Source organism: Kribbella sp. NPDC003505 (genome assembly GCF_040610875.1).
Classification (GTDB): Bacteria; Actinomycetota; Actinomycetes; order Propionibacteriales; family Kribbellaceae; genus Kribbella.
The window spans coordinates 317,313-334,012 of record NZ_JBEXNA010000003.1 but is presented as its reverse complement, the minus strand read 5'-3'; the positions used below and the strand labels follow the sequence as shown (position 1 = coordinate 334,012).

Genomic DNA, 16,700 nt, shown 5'->3' with positions numbered 1-16,700 from the left:
GACGGAGATCACTGTGGATCCCAACACGACATCCCGGCGGACCTTCCTGGGTCTCGTCGGTGGCGGCGCACTCGCTGCCGGCCTCGCCGCGTGCGGCAGTTCCGGCCCGACGAGCACGCCGGGGTCGACCACCGGAGCCAGCGGCAACGCCGGCAGCGGGGCGACATACTGGTTCCTCACCGGCCAGCCGCAGCAGGGCATCCGGGAGGCGCAGGTCAAGCGGTTCAACGACGCGAACTCGAACACCAAGATCAAGACCACCGAATTCCAGAACGACGCGTTCAAGGCCAAGATCAAGACCGCCATCGGCGCCGGACAGGGTCCGACGCTGATCTGGGGCTGGGGCGGCGGCGGCCTCAAGGCCTACGTCGACGCCGGCCAGGTCGAGGACCTGACCGACTGGTTCAACAACGAGCAGGCCGACCTGAAGAACTCGATCTTCCCGTCCGCCTTCACCGCGGCGACCGTCAACGGCAAGCTCTACGCGATTCCGGGCGAGACGGTGACGCCGATCGTGCTGTTCTACGACAAGCGCTCGTTCGAGAAGATCGGCGCCGAGCCCCCGAAGACGTGGCAGGACATCATGAACCTGGTGCCCAAGTTCAACGAGAAGGGCATCGCACCGTTCTCGCTCGGCGGCCAGTCGCGCTGGACCAACATGATGTGGCTGGAATTCCTGTTCGACCGGATCGGCGGCTCCGAGGTCTTCCAGAACATCTACGACGGCAAGAAGGACGGCTGGTCCGACCCGTCGGCGCTGAAGGCACTCGAGGAGATGCAGAACCTGATCAAGGCGAACGGCTTCATCAAGGGCTTCTCCTCGATCACCGCCGACTCCAACGCCGACCAGGCACTGCTCTACACCGGCAAGGCCGCGATGATGCTGCACGGCGCCTGGACGTACGGCAACATGAAGGCGTCCGGTGGTGATTTCGTGACCGGTGGGCACATGGGCTACATGAACTTCCCGACGTACGAGGGCGGCAAGGGCGACCCGAGCGACACCGTCGGCAACCCGGGCCAGTACATGTCGATCTCCTCCAAGGCGAGCCAGGCCGACAAGGACACCGCGAAGAAGTTCATCGCGAACAACACTCTGGACGACGCCACGGTGGATGCCTGGGTCAAGTCCGGCAGCATCCCGGTCGTGAAGAGCGCGAAGGACAAGCTGTCCTCGATCACGGACAAGAACGACTCCGAGTGGCTGAACTTCGTCTACGACACCGCGGCGAACGCGAAGAACTTCGCGCAGTCCTGGGACCAGGCGCTCAGCCCGACCCAGGCCGAGACGCTGCTCGACAACATCGCGAAGCTGTTCCAGCTGTCGATCTCGCCGCAGCAGTTCGCCACCAACATGAACGCGGTGATCGGCCAGTGACGGCGACCGCTCCGCCCGTAGCGCCGGAAGCAGTGCGTACCAGGCCCACGTCCGGCGTCGGGCGGAGCGGTCGGGTCACCTGGATGGTGCTGCCGGCGCTGGTGCTGTTCATCGTGTTCGGCGTCGTCCCGCTGGTCGGCGTCCTGGTGCTGAGCTTCACCACGTGGGACGGTCTCGGCGCGATCACGCCCGCCGGGATATCCAACTGGAAGTCCGTGCTCAACGACCCCCAGTTGCCGCACACCATCCTGGTGACCTTCGAGATCATGATCTTCTCGTGGCTCGTGCAGACGCCGATGAGCCTGCTCCTCGGCGTGTTCCTCGCCGGCCGGCAGCGGTACCGCGCGTTCCTCGCGGTGCTGTACTTCATCCCGCTGCTGCTCAGCTCGGCCGCGATCGCGATCACCTACAAGGCCCTGCTCGACCCGAACTTCGGGCTGGGCCCCGGTCTGCACCTGGACTTCCTCACCCAGGACTGGCTCGGCAACAGCACCCTCGCGGTCGGCGTGGTGATCTTCATCGTGTCCTGGCAGTTCATCCCGTTCCACTCGCTGATCTACCAGGGCGGCGTCCGGCAGATCCCGACCACGATGTACGAGGCGGCGGCGATCGACGGCGCCGGCCGGATCCGGCAGTTCTTCAGCATCACCGTGCCGCAACTGAAGTACACGATCATCACCTCGTCGACGCTGATGGTGGTCGGATCGCTGACCTTCTTCGACCTGATCTTCGTCCTTACCGCGGGCGGACCCGGCGACGCCACCCGGGTGCTCGCCCTCGACATGTACAAGCGGGGCTTCATGTCCAACCAGATGGGCCCGGCCAGCGTGATCGCGGCGATGATCGTGCTGCTCGGCCTGGCGCTCGCGCTGATCCTGCGCCGGCTCGGCGGCAGTACGACAGCCAGCCAGCAGGAAGGTGCGTGACATGGCAGTGGCAACAAGCAGCACGAGTACGGCCGCACGCCCCGTGAGTCAGCGCCCGAGCCGCGCCCACAAGCTGCTCCGGCTGAACTGGTTCGGCGGCCTGGCCGGCTGGATCTGGCTCGGGATCGTGCTCGTCCCGCTGTACTGGATCGTCGTCACCAGCTTCAAGGACCAGAGCGCGTACTTCACCCAGAATCCGTTCGCGCTGCCGTCCGCGCCGACGACGAACAACTACAAGCTGGTCATCGAGTCCGACTTCCCGCGGTACTTCCTGAACAGCGTGATCGTCACCATCGGCACGATCCTGCCCGCGGTCGCGATCTCGTTCATGGCGTCGTACGCGATCATCCGCGGGGCCGGCAGCCGTTTCCTGGCCGGCGTCAACGGCATGTTCCTGATGGGGCTGGCGATCCCGCTGCAGGCAACCATCATCCCGGTCTACCTGCTGATCATCCGGATGCGTCTGTACGACAGCCTGCTCGCGCTGATCCTGCCGTCGGTTGCGTTCGCGATCCCGCTGTCGGTGCTGGTGCTGTCGAACTTCATCCGCGACGTGCCGAAGGAGCTCTTCGAGTCGATGCGGGTCGACGGCGCAACCGAGTGGGGCATGATGACCAAACTCGCGCTGCCGCTCACCCGGCCGGCGCTCGTCACGGTCAGCATCTACAACGGACTCGGCGTCTGGAACGGGTTCCTGCTGCCGCTGATCCTGACCCAGAGCCCCGACAAGCGGACACTGCCGCTGGCGCTGTGGACGTTCCAGGGCCAGTACAGCGTGAACGTCCCGGCGGTCCTCGCGTCCGTCGTGCTCACCACCCTCCCGGTCGTCATCCTGTACGCCGTCAGCCGCCGTCAACTCCTCGGCGGCCTCACCGCAGGCTTCAGCCGCTAGCTAGATCCTTCTGCTCCGGGGACGAGTCGCCCACGACACGAGCGCCAGTACGGCGAACGCTGTCGGGGCGACCATCCCGCCGTACTGGCGCGTCGCGGCGTTCGACGCCGCGGCGCCGGTCATGTTGATCAGCACGCCGGCGTACGCCCACTCCTTCAGCCGTGGCAGGCGCGGCGCGGCGATCACCACCGCGGCCGCGAGCTTGGCACCGCCGAGGATCGTGGCCAGGTAACTCGGATACCCGAGGTCGATCAGCATCGGGTAGAACGGCGCCATCCGGAACAGGTCCATCGTGCCGCCGACGGCACACTCCCCCACGACGACCCCGGTCACCGTCCAGTACGTCGCGGTCCTCATCGCGATCACCTTCTATCGAAACGGACCCGTACTCTTCACTAACGGTACGATAGCGTTTCGATGGAGGAGGATCAATGGTCTCGCGGGGAGATGGCGCGCGGCAGCGGATGCTGACCGCCGCGCTCGACGTGCTCGACGACGCCGGGCTGGCCGGATTCACCATGGAGGCCGTCGCGCGGCGGGCCGGCGCGAGCAAGGCCACGTTGTACCGGCGATGGCCGACCACCGGTGCGCTGCTCGTGGACGCGATGGACGCGACCTACCGGCCGTTCCCCACTCCCGACACCGGATCGGTGACGAAGGACGTCACCGAGATCCTGACAGCGTTCGTGACGCTGCTCGAGCGGACGCCGTTCCCGCGGCTGCTGGCGGCGTTCATCGATGCCGCCGAACGCGACCCCGCCCTCTCCGAGCTGCACACCGACCTGACCAACCGTCGGCGCGAACCACTGCTCACAGTCCTGCAACGCGGCCGCGACCGCGGCGAACTCGCACCCGACACCGACCCCGAACTGACCACCGACCTACTCACCAGCCCGTTCTTCTACCGCCACTTCGTCGCCCACCGCCCCATCCCCCGCCGAATGATCCCCGACGTCATCACCCGCGTGCTGAATCCGTGCCGTGTTCGTGGACTCACGGACTGCTAATCTCGGCAGTCGGCCTGGGCAGTGGGGTGATGAGTACTTTGGCGGACGAGAAGCCCGAGACGAACAGCTGGTTCGACAGGCACCAGAGGAGTGCGTGGATCGCTGCGGCGGCGTCGATCGCCACCGCTCTGATCGCCACGTTGGTGCCGATTTTCGCCGACTCCGGTGACGACAAGGACACGGCGGGCGGCCCGGCCTCCGTACCCACGTCCTCGGCTTTTGCGTCGTCGACGGCGTCGACACCGACCAGTACGCCGACGACGACGCCCGGCCAGAACGAGTCGCCGAGCTCCAGCGGCTCGCCCGCCGGGAGCGAGCGGTGGAAGGGGACGCTGCTGGTCGACGCCGAGCCCAAGGATCTGGACGCGTTGCCGGACCCCGATGGCGCCGACGACCAGGGCGACGTGTTCATGGTGCTCAACTACGAGTTCGGCGGTCAGAACAGCACGCGGATCGCGCAGTGGGCAGGAGCTTCCGGCGCCCTGCCCGGGTACCAGGAATGCTCGGATGCGATCGACGCGCTCGGGAGCCGCGACAACGTGAAGCTCTCGAAGAAGACCGTGCTCTGTGTGCGGACCAGCGCCGGGAACGTCGTCAGGCTCAAGGTCTCGAAACTCGGCGAAACCAGCATCGACACCCACACCACCTTCGACGCCGTCATCTGGAACGGGAGCTGAGCCGGGCAGTCTGTCCGATGATCTGGCGGGTTCCGTCGACGAGGATGGCGAGCCCGGTGCGGTTGGGGCGGGCGTGCAGCCAGGCGGGGCCGTCGGGGCCGAGGGCGAAGGCGGTGGTGGCGTCGATGTCGGCGTGGGTGAGCGAGCGGTGGACGACGGTGACCGACGCGAGCGCAGTCGGTGTCTCGCCGTTGCGGGCGTCGGTGATGTGCGGGCCGCGGCGGTGCAGGCCGGACGTGGCGACAGCGCCGGTGCGGATCGGCACGATCGCCGCGATCTTCTCGGGGTCGAACGGGTCCTCGATGCCGATCCGCCAGGCTTTGGACGTCGGCCCCACACGACAGGTCAGGTCACCGCCGGCCGAAAGGCAGTAGTCGGTGCCCGCCAACCGATTGAACGCAGCCGCGGCACGCTCGACGGCCCAGCCCTTCACGACGCCGCTCGGGTCGAGGACGCCGCCACGTCGTACGTCGAACGCGCCGCCGGACTCCAGCCGCGCCCGCTCGCCGAGCCGGAGGACCTCGGCGACCTCGGGCGGGCAGTCGACGACGGTCAGCTCGCCGCGGTTGAGGCGGGAGATGTGCGAGTCGGCGCGATACGTGCTGAAGATCCGGTCGGCGGTGTGCAGGACGTCGAGGGCGTCGGCCCAGGCCTGGGCGGCCAGTTCGTCGTCGGTGTGCCGGCCGCGCAGCGCGAGGCTGATCGGCATGCCCATCACGTGCGCGACGTACCGCTTCACTTCGCCTGGTCCAGGGCGCTCTGCAGGGACCGGATGTAGCCGTCGCTGGTGACGGTCGCGCCGCTGACCATGTCGATCTGCGCGTTCTGGGCCTTGACGGTCTCGTCGATCAGGATCGGCAGTGCGTAGTCGTTGATCTCGACGTCGCGGTGGTTCCCGTTCGGGTACTGCAGGACGTCGACCGCGGTGATCTTGCCGCCCTGCACGGTGAGTTGCACCTGCACCGGACCCCATTGCGTCTGCGCGACGTCCCCGGTCACCGTCGACGATCCCGACGAAGCCGACGGCGTGCTTGTCGGCGAGGTGGTCGGCGAGCTCGGGGTGCTGCTACTGTCGGCGCCCTCGCCGCCGGCGATCGGCGTGACCGCGGCCTCCGGGCCGGACGTCGAGGTGTGGTAGCCGAACATCAGGACGACCGCCGAGACGGTGCCGAGGAGCCAGAGGACGCTTCGTTTCACGGCGGTCACCACTTGAAGGTCTCGAGATGGAGCCGCTCGGCCGGCAGGCCGGCGGCGGTGAGGCTGGAGCTGACCAACGCGGTCCACGCCTCGGGTCCGCACAGGTAGACGTCGCGCTCGGCGATGTCCGGAATCCACTCCAGAAGCGCCTGTACGTCGTCGTGCTCCCGGACGCCGGCGCCGAACCACGAGTCCGGCCGCCGCCGCGATCCCGGCAGCGTCAGCAACGACAGGCCCCGGTCCCGCCACAACGCCTGGAATTCGTCGTGGAAGAGTTGCTGGTCCGTGTACCGCTGCACCAGCACCGCGTCGCCCGGCGCGTAGTCGAGTCCCTCGGCGAGCGCCCGCAGCGGCGTCACGCCGACGCCCGCGCCGATCAGCGCGACCTTGCGCCGGGTCCGGGCCCGCGGGCTCATCCGCCCGTACGGTCCTTCGATCAGCACCCGCGTACCCGGCAGCAGCGAACCGACGGCGGCGCTGCCGTCCCCCGCGTCCTGCACGGTGATGCGCAGACGTCGACCGTCAGGCGCGGCGGACAACGAGTACGGGTTCGCCCGCGTCCAGCCGGGCCGCCCGAGGAACCGCCAGGAAAAGAACTGCCCGGCCTCGGCCCGCAACTGGTCCAGCCGGCGCCCGGCGACGTACACGGACACGATCCCCGCGCCCTCCGGTACGACGGCGGTCACGTGGAGCCGATGCCGCACGTTGCGGTAGATCGGTATGCCGACCCGGAACACGAGCACGGCCACGGCTGCGACTGCCCAGGCCGTCCACCAGAACACGGTCCGCCCGGTCGACGACAAGAACTCCTGGCCGGTCCACAACTGGTGTGGAAGCGCGATCCCGACTCCGAGGTACGCGTAGAGGTGCAGGAGATGCCACGACTCGTACCGGATCCGGCGACGGGCCGCCCTGATGCTGGTCAGGACGCTCAGGCACAAACAGACCGTGCCGCCGACCGCGAGCAGCATGCCCGGGTAGTCGACCGTCAGGTCCCACAGCGTCGAAGGAGTCCGGTGCAGTTCCCCCGCCGCATACCCCCAGGTGATCGTGACGACATGGGCCAGCATCAGGTTGAAGGACGTGAATCCGGTGATGCGGTGGATCCGCGCGAGGCGGTCCTGCCCGAAGGCCGATTCCAGCGCGGGTACGCGGGCCATCAGCACGACCTGCGCGAGCAGCAGCACCGAGGCGCCCAGTCCGGTGATCCGGCCGATCGAGGTCAGGCCGGTCGCCCACCCGCCGAGCTCCTGCACGCCGCCGCCGGCGACCCACCAGTACATGACGAGCAGCAGGCTCAGCCACAGGGCTGCCAGCGCGCCGAGCCGTACGGCGCTGTCGTTACGAGACCGCATGGACGTCAGTCTCCCGGCGCCTGCTGAGCGGGTCCTTCGGGTTGTCTGTGAGTCGGCTGTGAAGCGCTCGTTTGCCGCTGTTGCTTGCCGGACGCCCCGGAAATAGATACCGTTGAGTGTTTGTGCCGGAAAACAAAAAAGAAGCCCTCTTCGGGCTTCTGAGTTCAGAATATCAGAGCTTTTCGGGTGGCGCAAGAAACGATCGGGGGCTGGGGTGCTGGAGCAGGAGATCGCTGCTGAGCAAGGCGAAGTGACCGTCATGTACGAGCGGCTCGACGTGCTGCGAGAAAAGGCCCGCGGCGAACTCGGCCGCGTCCAGGTCGAGGAAACCACCGGGACGGATCAGGCGTGGTCGGAGCGCGAATCGTTCACGGAGCTGTTCTCCGGGCGATTCTCGCAATTGTCGTCGGTAGAACGCGGATTGTGTTTCGGGCGGATCGACGAGACCGCCGGCGAACGGTTCCACGTCGGGCGGATCGGCCTGTTCGACGACGACTACAACCCGCTGCTGATCGACTGGCGGACGCCGGTCGCGCAGGTGTTCTACCGGGCCACCGCCGCCGAGCCGCTCGGCGTCAAACGCCGGCGGCACATCCGCCTGCACGGCCGGACCGTGGCCGGGATCGACGACGACCTCCTGGACGCCGAAGCACTGGGAGACGGCGAACGCAGCACGCTGATCGGCGAGGCGGCGCTGCTGTCGTCGCTCGGCGCGAGCCGCACCGGGCGGATGAACGAGATCGTCGCAACGATCCAGTCCGAGCAGGACGAGATCATCCGCTCCGGACTGCCCGGGGTGCTGGTGGTGCAGGGCGGTCCGGGGACCGGCAAGACCGTGGTCGCGCTGCACCGGGCGGCGTACCTGCTCTACACGCATCGCGAGCAACTCGGGCGGAGCGGCGTCCTCGTCGTCGGGCCGAACAGTACGTTCCTGCGCTACATCGACCAGGTGCTGCCCTCGCTCGGCGAGAACGACGTCGTGCTCGCGACGATCAGCGAGATGTTCCCGGGCGTCGTCGCGACCGCGCCGGAGCCGGCCGACGCGGCGCGGATCAAGGGCAACCCGGCGATGGCGGACGTGATCGCCCAGGCGATCGCCGGCTTCCGGGTGGTGCCTGCCGAGCCGATCCGGCTGAAGGTCGACCAGGACGAGCTGGTACTCCGCCCCGCCGCGATCCGCACGGCGCAGCAGGGAGCGCTCGCGGCGCAACCGCGGCACAACCGGGCCCGGCCGCTCTTCGTCCGGCGCATCCTCAAGACCCTGACCAAGCAGGTCGTCGACCGCATCGGCCGGCAGTACGTCGGGGAGGCGGACATCGAGGACATCCAGCAAGAACTCTTCGAGGACGAGCGTGTGCAGCAGGTCCTCGACCGCTTGTGGCCCGAGCTCACTCCCCCGCTCCTCGTGGCCGTCCTGTTCTCGTCCGACGACCGACTGGCCGCCGCGGCGCCGCATCTCACCGCGGCGGAGCGTTCCGCCGTATTGCGACCACTCGCCGCGGACTGGTCTCCGTCGGATGTCGCTCTGCTCGACGAGGCGGCCGAGCTGCTCGGTGAGACCGCGGACGTGGTGGTCGGACGCAAACGACGGGCGGCCGAGGAGTCCGCGGCGGCGGAGGCGAGCCGGGAGTACGCGCACGGCATCGTCGACATCGAGCTGACCGCCGAGCGGATCACGATCGAGCCCTGGGAGATCGAGCAGTTCAAGGACCTGGTCGCCCAGCGCACGCGCGTCTTCGACAATCCCTCGGGGCGTACCGACAGCGTCGTGTACGACCGCAGCTGGGTGTTCGGGCACGTGATCGTCGACGAGGCCCAGGAGCTGTCCGCGATGGACTGGCGGATGCTGATGCGCCGCTGCCCGCGGCGGTCGATGACGATCGTCGGCGACATCGCGCAGACCGGATCCGCGGCCGGCGTCCGGTCCTGGGCGGAGCTGCTCGACCACTACGCCCCGCGCCGCTGGCGCACGGCCGAGCTCACCGTCAACTACCGCACCCCGTCCGAGATCATGACCGTCGCCGCCGACGTCCTCGCCGCGATCGACCCGGCCCTGACTCCGCCGACGTCGGTCCGCGAGACCGGCACCGAGCCCATCCTCGACCCGGTCCCGGCCACGTGCCTCACCGACTCGGTCCGCACCGCGATCAAGTTCGAACGGAGCGAGATCGGCGACGGCCGACTGGCGGTGATCGTCCCGGCGGGCCGGTACGACGAGTTCGCCGCCGCCCTGCCGGAGGTTGCCCACGGCCACGATCCGTCAGTCCTCGACGGCACGGTCGCGCTGCTCGACGTACCGCAGTCCAAGGGTCTCGAGTTCGACGCGGTCCTGATCGCCGACCCGGCCGGCATCGTCGCCGAATCGGACCGCGGGCCGTCCGATCTCTACGTCGCGATCACCCGCGCGACCAAGCGGCTGGTCGTCCTCGGCGATCTCCCGGAGGTGCTCACTCGGGGACCACGTACTCCGCGGCAGTGACGTGTTCGCCCCACTCGGTCTCGGGCCGGTCGCTGTCGACGCCTTCCCAGATCGCGGTGTGGACCATGAAGTTGTCCGGGCACCCACCGTGCCAGTGCCACTCCCCCGGCGGCGTGTAGATCACGTCGCCGGGGCGGATCACGGTGACCGGACCGCCGCGGGACTGGATCAGGCCGAGGCCGTCGGTGACGTGCAGGGTCTGGCCGTTGGCGTGCCGGTGCCAGGCGGTCCGGGCGCCGGGAGCGAACCGGACGGTGTTCACCCGGACGCGCGACGGGGCCTCGCCGCGGATGATCACGTCGAACCAGACGTCACCGGTGAACCACTCCGCGGGACCCTTGGCAGTCGGCGGCTTGGGAAGGATCTGCACAGCTATTCCTTGTCGTGAGCAACGGTTTCCTGGGTGGCCGCCCAGCTGGCCAGCAGCTGCAGCGCGTCCGCGGTCGGCGAGCCGGCCGGCGCGGTGTAGACGACCATGGCTAGCCCGGGGTCGGACGGGAACTCCATCGCCTCGAAGTCGATCTCGAGGTCGCCGACCACCGGGTGGTGCAGCTTCTTGCGCCCGGAGCGGTGGAAGCGGACGTTATGGTCCGCCCAGCGGGTCCGGAACGTCTCGCTGCGGGTCGACAGCTCACCGATCAGATCGCTGAGCGCCTTGTCGTGCGGGTTCTTCCCGGCCTGCAACCGCAGGACCGCCGCGATGTCGTCGGCGGCCCGCTCCCAGTCCACGAAGAACTCTTGCGAGGCCGGGTCCAGGAACGTGAAGCGGGCGGTGTTCGGCGGCCGGTGCGGATCGGCGAACATCGACGTGTACAGGGCCCGCGACATCCGGTTCGCCGCCAGGATGTCGAGGCGGCCGTTGCGAATCCACGCCGGGGAGTCGGTGATCGCGTCGAGCACCTGCTGCAGGGCCGGGCGGACACCCCTGCTTGGAGCGCGCCGGCGGACAGGAGTCGCGTCCGACTCGTGGGCGAGCGTGAACAGGTGATCGCGCTCGGCCTCGTCCAGCTGAAGTGCCCGGGCGAGCGCCTCCAGCACGCTCTCGGAGGCGCCGGCCAGGTTCCCGCGCTCCATCCGGACGTAGTAGTCCACCGAGACACCGGCGAGCAGGGCGACCTCCTCGCGCCGCAGCCCTTTCACGCGACGGTTGCCGCCGTACGCCGGCAGGCCTGCCTGCGCGGGGCTGAGGCGGGCGCGGCGGGAGCTGAGGAACTCCTTGATCTCCGCTCGGTGGTCCATGCCGTCCAGCCTACGGACCTCGCTGGACCCGAGGGAGGCACTGGCGTTACCTGGAACGACAGGCACTGCCACGTCGCCGCAGGCCGTCCTTCACTGGAGCCATGCGAGCTACCTATCTGTACGGCGCCGGAGATGTGCGTGTCATCGACGTACCGGATCCGGTGATCCAGCAACCAACAGACGCGCTGGTGCGCGTCGTCAGGTCCTGCATCTGCGGCAGCGACCTGCATCCGTTCCACAACCTGCCCGCGACACCGGACGGCAAGACGATGGGCCACGAGTTCGTGGGCGTGGTCGAGGACGTCGGGCGGGACGTGACCACGCTGCGGAAGGGCGACTTCGTGATCGCACCGTTCGCGTGGTCGGACGGGACCTGCGACTTCTGCCGGGAGGGACTGCAGACCTCCTGCCGCCACGGCGGCTTCTGGAACGCGAACGGCGTCGACGGCGGACAGGCCGAAGCGGTCCGGGTACCGCTGGCGGACGGCACGCTGGTCAAGGTGCCCGGCGGTGCGGACCCCGCGCTGCTGCCGTCGCTGCTGACGCTGTCCGATGTCTATGGCACCGGGTACCACGCGGCGCTCAAGGGCGGCGTCTCGGCGCGGACCACGGTCACCGTGATCGGCGACGGCGCGGTCGGGCTGCTCGCCGTCCTCGCGGCGAAGCAGTTCGGAGCCGAGCGGATCGTGCTGATGGGCCGGCACAAGGACCGCACGGATCTCGGGGTCGAGTTCGGCGCGACCGAGGTGGTGGCCGAGCGCGGCGCGGAAGGGATCGCGAAGGTCCGCGAACTGACCGGCGGCGACGGCACGCACGTGGTCCTCGAGGCGGTCGGCCATCTGCCGGCGTACGAGCAGGCGCTGGGCGTGGTCCGCGCGGGCGGGGTGATCAGCCGCGTCGGCGTACCGCAGTACGACGAGGCGCCGATCGGCTTCGGCACGCTCTTCCTGCCGAACCTCACGCTCACCGGCGGCCCCGCACCGGCCCGCGCGTACATCGAACGGTTGCTCCCCGGCGTCCTCGACGGCTCCGTTGCGCCCGGCAAGGTGTTCGACCGGACCGTCGGCTTCGACGACATCCCGGCCGGCTACCGCGCCATGGACGAGCGCTCCGCGTTGAAGGTCCTCATCGAGCCCTGACGGTCGGCGAACAGTGAAGAATTGATCACCGAGGGTGAGATTGTCATTCAAGTGAGTAAATTCCGTGACACCTGAGCTGCCGGGAACCCCTTCCCTCACGTACTCTGCCCAACCATGCACAGAGGCGAGCGGCGGGCCAAGCGGCCCAACGTCGTGTGGTCCGTGTTCGTGTTCCTCGCGGTCAGTGCGCTCGCCGGCGCGCTGACCGCCGGACTGGCCCTTCCGTTCGCCGGTCTGGCCGGCGTGACCACGTCCGCGGCGCACGACAGCGTGCAGTACCTGCCCCAGGACCTGCAGACGGCGCCGCTGGCGCAGAAGTCGATCATCCAGGACAACGACGGCAAGGTCATCGCGACGCTGTACCAGCAGAACCGGACGCCGGTGACGCTGAAGCAGATCAGCCCGGTGATGCTGCAGGCGATCGTCGCGATCGAGGACGACCGCTTCTACGAGCACGGCGCACTCGACTTCAAGGGCACCCTGCGCGCGCTGCTGCGCAACCAGTCCTCCGGCGGGGTCCAGCAGGGCGGCTCGAGCATCACCCAGCAGTACGTGAAGCTGAGCCTGATCAACAAGGCCCGGACGCCGGAAGAGGTCAAGCAGGCCACCGCCGAGACCTACGAGCGGAAGGTCGCCGAACTGCGTTACGCGATCGCGGTCGAGAAGGAGGTCAGCAAGAGCGAGATCCTGAACCGCTACCTGAACCTCGCCTTCTTCGGCGACCGGTCGTACGGCGTCGAGGCCGCGGCCATGCACTACTACGGCGTACACGCCGCCAAGCTGACGCTGCCGCAGGCCGCGATGCTCGCCGGCCTGGTGAAGAACCCCACCGGCTACGACCCGATCGACAACCCGAAGCGCGCCAAGGCCCGCCGCGACGTCGTCCTGCGCCGGATGCAGGAGCTGAACGTCATCACCGCCAAGCAGGCCGCGGACGCGATCAAGACGCCGGTGATCGACCCGGCCAAGGTCCGCGTGATCCCGAGCGGCTGCGCGAACTCGACGTACCCGTTCTTCTGCGAGTACGTGGTGTCCAAGCTGAAGGCGAACAACGCGTTCGGCAAGACCCCGGAGGAGCGGGAGAACTACATCGAGACCGCGGGCCTGGTGATCAAGACCTCGCTCGACCGGAAGATGCAGGCGGCCGCCCAGTCGGCGATCGCGCAGCATTCGAAGGCCGGCGACCAGGCGGTCGCCGCGATCACGATGGTCGAGCCGGGCACCGGCCTGGTGAAGGCGATGGCGCAGAGCCGGCAGTACGGCGCGAAGAAGGGCCAGACGGCGTACAACTACAACGTCGAGAAGACCTACGCGGGCGGCTTCGGCGGCTTCCAGAACGGTTCGACGATGAAGGCGTTCACGATCGCCGCCGCGATCGCGAAGGGCGTACCGACGACGTACCGGATCCGTTCACCGCAGACGATCGATCTCAGCGGACAGAACTTCAGCACCTGCAACGGCCCGGTGGCCGACGACTCGTACAACCCGAAGAACTCCACGAAGACCGTCCTCGACCCCTCGATGGTCGACGCGGCCCGCGCCTCCACCAACACCTACTTCCTGCAGCTCTCGCAGCAGATCGGCATCTGCCCGATCGCCACGATCGCCTCCAAGCTCGGCATGTACAACGCGCAGACGCTCAAGCCGCTCGATCAGGTGGTGTCGTTCACGCTCGGCTCGGCAGGTCTGATCACGCCGCTGATGCTGTCCAACGCGTACGCGACGTTCGCCGCCCGCGGGATGTACTGCACCCCGCAGATCATCACGGCGATCGCCTCGCTGAAGACCGGTAAGGCGATCCCGACGCCCGGCCCGAACTGCCACCGGGTGCTGTCGCCGGGCGTCGCGGACGGTGTCAACTACGTCCTGCAGCAGGTGATGGTCAAGGGCGGCACCGGCGCGAAGCTGAAGTTCGGCAAGAGCGACCTGGCCGGCAAGACCGGCACGATCGACGAGAACATGGCGGTCTGGTTCGCCGGGTACTCGTCGAAGCTCGCGGCCGCGTCCGTGGTCGCCGACGCCGACCCGCCGGCGAAGAACCTGATCGGCCAGGTCTTCAACGGCAAGAAGCTCAACGACGCCTCGGGTTCCGGCACCGCCGGACCGATCTGGCAAGCCGCGATGCAGGCAGCGCTGCAGGGCCTGCCGACGAGCAAGTTCGTGAAGCCGGACGACAAGATCATCCGCGGCAACGTGAAGGACCTGCCGTACCTGAAGGGCATGACGCCGGCCGACGCCGCCGCGAAGTTGATCTCGATGGGCTTCAAGCCCCAGATGGACCGCGGCCCCCGCGTCGACTCGGACGCCCCGAACGGGACCGTCGCCTGGACCAACCCACGTCAGGAGGACGGCGCACCCGACGGCGCGACGGTCCTGCTGTACATCTCCAACGGCAGCAAGGCGAAGCCCACACCACCGCCGGTCATTCCGACGATCCCGCCTCCCACCCCACCGACCATCAAGCCGCCACCCGGCTTCCCGACCTGTCCGCCATGGGACCCGCGCTACCCGAAGTGCAATCGCCGCTGACTAGGCTGGGGTCCAACACCTAGTACTTGTGAAAGGACCCCCCGTGAGTGTGGATGAGCTGACTGCCCAGGTCGAGCGTGCGCGCCAGGACTACGAAGCGCTGGTGGCGAAGGGGCTCAAGCTGGATCTGACGCGGGGGAAGCCGTCGCCGAAGCAGCTCGACGCGGCCAACGGGGTGCTCGGGCTGAGCGGTGACCCGGTAGGAGCGGACGGCACGGACCTGCGCAACTACGGCGGGCTGAACGGCCTGCCGGAGGTGCGGGCGATCTTCGCCGCGGACCTGCAGGTGCCGGTCGAGCAGCTGCTCGCGGCCGGGAACTCGAGCCTCGAGCTGATGCACGACGCGGTCGTGTTCGCGCTGCTCGGCAAGGTGCCGGGCGCCGAGCAGCGGTGGGCCGACGTGGAGGGTCTGACGTTCCTGTGCCCGGTCCCGGGGTACGACCGGCACTTCGGGATCTGCGAGCGGTACGGCATCACGATGGTCCCGGTGCCGATGACGCCCGAGGGCCCGGACATGGAGGTGGTCGAGCGCCTGGTCGCCGAGAACCCCGCGATCAAGGGCATCTGGTGCGTGCCGAAGTACAGCAACCCGGACGGCACCGTGTACTCCGACGAGACGGTCCGGCGGCTGGCCGCGATGGAGACCGCGGCGCCGGACTTCCGGATCTTCTGGGACAACGCGTACGCCGTGCACCACCTGACCGACTCCCCCGCGCAGCTCGCCGACATCCTCGCGCTGAGCGCCGAGAACGGGCACCCGGACCGGCCGTTCGTGTTCGGCTCGAGCTCGAAGATCACCTTCGCCGGCGCCGGCGTCGCGTTCTTCGGGTCCTCGCCGGCGAACATCGAGTGGTGGCTGAGCCACACGGTCAAGCGGAGCATCGGCCCGGACAAGATCAACCAGCTGCGACACGTGCAGTTCCTCCGCGACGCCGACGGCCTGCACGAGCACATGCGGACGCTGGCGGAGCTCATCCGGCCGAAGTTCGACGCGGTCGACAAGATCCTCACCGCCGAGCTCGGCGGCACCGGCCTGGCCTCCTGGACCGCTCCGGCCGGCGGTTACTTCGTCAGCCTGCAGGTCCCCGAGGGCTGCGCGCGCGAGGTGGTCGCGAAGGCGAAGGCCGCCGGGATCGCGATCACGCCCGCCGGCGCCACGCACCCGTACGGCGACGACCCGACCGACCAGACCATCCGGATCGCCCCGACGTACCCGGAGCTGCCCGAGGTCGAGACGGCGATCGCGGGCCTGGCCACCTGCGTCCGTCTGGTGGCGAGCGAGAAGCTGCTCGCCGACCAGGACCGTCAGGCCTGAGGCAGGTCGAAGATCAGGCAGTTCGACGTCGCGTGGGCGAGGAGCTTGCCGCGTTCGTCGTACAGGTGCGCCTCGGCGACCGCCGTACGACGACCGCGGCTGATGATCCCGCCCTCGCAGCGGAGCAGGCCCGAATCGATCGTGACCGGCCTGACGAAGCGGGTCATCAGGTCGAGCGACGTGTAGCCGACACCGGGCGGCAGCGTCGAGTGGACGGTGCACCCGGCGGCGGTGTCGAGCAGGGTGGCGATCACGCCGCCGTGCACCGTGCCGAGCGGGTTGTAGTGGAACTCGGCCACCGGCATCAGCACCGTGACCTTGCCTTCCTCGACCTCGAGGCCGGACCCGCCGACCAGGTGCAGGATCGGCGGTGCCGGGAGGTCCCCGTCGCGCATCGCCCGCAACATCTCCAGCCCCGACGACCGGCCGACCCGGGCCGCGGTCTCGGCCGGGTCCGACCACGAGAACGTCCGGCTCCGGGTCGCCTGCTGGGTCGCTTCCTGGGTCTCCGTCATGGACCGAGCCTCACACCGGCGACCTGGGTCTGTCAACGAGACCTAGACCTCA

General features: G+C 68.7%; 16 protein-coding genes. 9 read left to right on the top strand and 7 right to left on the bottom strand.

The window, feature by feature from the left end; genetic code table 11:
- Positions 1-13: 13 nt before the first annotated feature.
- From ABZX12_RS10670 to ABZX12_RS10660, 3 genes are all read left to right on the top strand, one after another.
- Positions 14-1,378, top strand: coding sequence for an extracellular solute-binding protein (locus tag ABZX12_RS10670; RefSeq protein ID WP_355691880.1), 1,365 nt, complete (start codon positions 14-16; stop codon positions 1,376-1,378).
- Between the two features lie 83 nt (positions 1,379-1,461).
- Entirely contained in the window at positions 1,462-2,304 is an 843-nt protein-coding gene (locus ABZX12_RS10665) for a sugar ABC transporter permease (protein ID WP_355691878.1), read from the top strand.
- A gap of 1 nt (position 2,305) precedes the next feature.
- On the top strand, positions 2,306-3,196 hold the full coding sequence (locus tag ABZX12_RS10660; protein WP_355691876.1) for a carbohydrate ABC transporter permease: 891 nt from the start codon (positions 2,306-2,308) through the stop codon (positions 3,194-3,196).
- Here the strand turns inward: ABZX12_RS10660 and ABZX12_RS10655 are convergent, their stop codons facing one another.
- Positions 3,197-3,553, bottom strand: a complete 357-nt coding sequence (locus ABZX12_RS10655; RefSeq protein WP_355691874.1) for a DoxX family protein — start codon at positions 3,551-3,553, stop codon at positions 3,197-3,199. It abuts the gene before it with no gap.
- Positions 3,554-3,627: 74 nt separating this feature from the next.
- Between ABZX12_RS10655 and ABZX12_RS10650 the strand changes: the two genes are divergently transcribed.
- Together ABZX12_RS10650 and ABZX12_RS10645 are read left to right on the top strand one after the other, a co-directional pair.
- Positions 3,628-4,203, top strand: coding sequence for a TetR/AcrR family transcriptional regulator (locus tag ABZX12_RS10650; protein WP_355691872.1), 576 nt, complete (start codon positions 3,628-3,630; stop codon positions 4,201-4,203).
- Positions 4,204-4,232: 29 nt separating this feature from the next.
- Entirely contained in the window at positions 4,233-4,880 is a 648-nt protein-coding gene (locus ABZX12_RS10645; protein WP_355691871.1) for a hypothetical protein, read from the top strand.
- Here the strand turns inward: ABZX12_RS10645 and ABZX12_RS10640 are convergent.
- Genes ABZX12_RS10640 through ABZX12_RS10630 form a run of 3 tightly spaced genes read right to left on the bottom strand, consistent with a single transcriptional unit; the run spans position 4,861 to position 7,432 of the window.
- Positions 4,861-5,619 (bottom strand): FAD:protein FMN transferase, encoded by a 759-nt coding sequence (locus ABZX12_RS10640; RefSeq protein ID WP_355691869.1) that lies wholly within the window; start codon positions 5,617-5,619, stop codon positions 4,861-4,863. The genes ABZX12_RS10645 and ABZX12_RS10640 overlap by 20 nt on opposite strands.
- The gene (locus ABZX12_RS10635; RefSeq protein WP_355691868.1) at positions 5,616-6,077 is read right to left on the bottom strand and encodes an FMN-binding protein; all 462 of its coding nucleotides are present in this window, start codon (positions 6,075-6,077) and stop codon (positions 5,616-5,618) included. Before ABZX12_RS10635 ends, ABZX12_RS10640 begins: the two co-directional genes overlap by 4 nt.
- A 5-nt stretch (positions 6,078-6,082) precedes the next feature.
- Positions 6,083-7,432, bottom strand: coding sequence for a ferredoxin reductase family protein (locus tag ABZX12_RS10630; RefSeq protein ID WP_355691866.1), 1,350 nt, complete (start codon positions 7,430-7,432; stop codon positions 6,083-6,085).
- A 214-nt stretch (positions 7,433-7,646) separates the two neighbouring features.
- On the opposite strand from ABZX12_RS10630, the gene ABZX12_RS10625 reads away from it, so the two are divergent.
- Entirely contained in the window at positions 7,647-9,911 is a 2,265-nt protein-coding gene (locus ABZX12_RS10625) for an ATP-binding domain-containing protein (RefSeq protein ID WP_355691864.1), read from the top strand.
- Here the strand turns inward: ABZX12_RS10625 and ABZX12_RS10620 are convergent.
- Positions 9,880-10,281: a cupin domain-containing protein gene (locus tag ABZX12_RS10620; protein WP_355691862.1), complete on the bottom strand. Its 402-nt coding sequence runs from the start codon at positions 10,279-10,281 to the stop codon at positions 9,880-9,882. The two genes, ABZX12_RS10625 and ABZX12_RS10620, sit on opposite strands and share 32 nt — an antisense overlap.
- A 2-nt stretch (positions 10,282-10,283) precedes the next feature.
- Positions 10,284-11,150, bottom strand: a complete 867-nt coding sequence (locus ABZX12_RS10615; protein WP_355691860.1) for a helix-turn-helix transcriptional regulator — start codon at positions 11,148-11,150, stop codon at positions 10,284-10,286.
- 101 nt (positions 11,151-11,251) lie between these two features.
- On the opposite strand from ABZX12_RS10615, the gene ABZX12_RS10610 reads away from it, so the two are divergent.
- The 3 genes from ABZX12_RS10610 to ABZX12_RS10600 all read left to right on the top strand — a co-directional run bounded on the left by ABZX12_RS10610 (position 11,252) and on the right by ABZX12_RS10600 (position 16,133).
- Positions 11,252-12,289, top strand: a complete 1,038-nt coding sequence (locus ABZX12_RS10610) for an alcohol dehydrogenase catalytic domain-containing protein (protein ID WP_355691858.1) — start codon at positions 11,252-11,254, stop codon at positions 12,287-12,289.
- Between the two features lie 114 nt (positions 12,290-12,403).
- Positions 12,404-14,818: a transglycosylase domain-containing protein gene (locus ABZX12_RS10605; protein WP_355691856.1), complete on the top strand. Its 2,415-nt coding sequence runs from the start codon at positions 12,404-12,406 to the stop codon at positions 14,816-14,818.
- Between the two features lie 43 nt (positions 14,819-14,861).
- Positions 14,862-16,133 carry an aminotransferase class I/II-fold pyridoxal phosphate-dependent enzyme gene (locus ABZX12_RS10600; protein ID WP_355691854.1) on the top strand — a complete coding sequence of 424 codons (1,272 nt, stop codon included), beginning with the start codon at positions 14,862-14,864 and terminating at the stop codon, positions 16,131-16,133.
- Here ABZX12_RS10600 and ABZX12_RS10595 read toward each other — a convergent pair.
- Positions 16,124-16,648: a PaaI family thioesterase gene (locus ABZX12_RS10595; protein ID WP_355691852.1), complete on the bottom strand. Its 525-nt coding sequence runs from the start codon at positions 16,646-16,648 to the stop codon at positions 16,124-16,126. The two genes, ABZX12_RS10600 and ABZX12_RS10595, sit on opposite strands and share 10 nt — an antisense overlap.
- Between the last annotated feature and the right edge of the window lie 52 nt (positions 16,649-16,700).

Excerpts from the sequence above, each read along its gene's own strand:
- ABZX12_RS10665 (WP_355691878.1), top strand. The coding sequence starts at position 1,462 with ATGGTGCTGCCGGCGCTGGTGCTGTTCATCGTGTTCGGCGTCGTCCCG.
- ABZX12_RS10660 (WP_355691876.1), top strand. The coding sequence starts at position 2,306 with ATGGCAGTGGCAACAAGCAGCACGAGTACGGCCGCACGCCCCGTGAGT.
- ABZX12_RS10655 (WP_355691874.1), bottom strand. The coding sequence starts at position 3,553 with ATGAGGACCGCGACGTACTGGACGGTGACCGGGGTCGTCGTGGGGGAG.
- ABZX12_RS10650 (WP_355691872.1), top strand. The coding sequence starts at position 3,628 with ATGGTCTCGCGGGGAGATGGCGCGCGGCAGCGGATGCTGACCGCCGCG.
- ABZX12_RS10645 (WP_355691871.1), top strand. The coding sequence starts at position 4,233 with ATGAGTACTTTGGCGGACGAGAAGCCCGAGACGAACAGCTGGTTCGAC.
- ABZX12_RS10630 (WP_355691866.1), bottom strand. The coding sequence starts at position 7,432 with ATGCGGTCTCGTAACGACAGCGCCGTACGGCTCGGCGCGCTGGCAGCC.
- ABZX12_RS10615 (WP_355691860.1), bottom strand. The coding sequence starts at position 11,150 with ATGGACCACCGAGCGGAGATCAAGGAGTTCCTCAGCTCCCGCCGCGCC.
- ABZX12_RS10610 (WP_355691858.1), top strand. The coding sequence starts at position 11,252 with ATGCGAGCTACCTATCTGTACGGCGCCGGAGATGTGCGTGTCATCGAC.
- ABZX12_RS10605 (WP_355691856.1), top strand. The coding sequence starts at position 12,404 with ATGCACAGAGGCGAGCGGCGGGCCAAGCGGCCCAACGTCGTGTGGTCC.
- ABZX12_RS10595 (WP_355691852.1), bottom strand. The coding sequence starts at position 16,648 with ATGACGGAGACCCAGGAAGCGACCCAGCAGGCGACCCGGAGCCGGACG.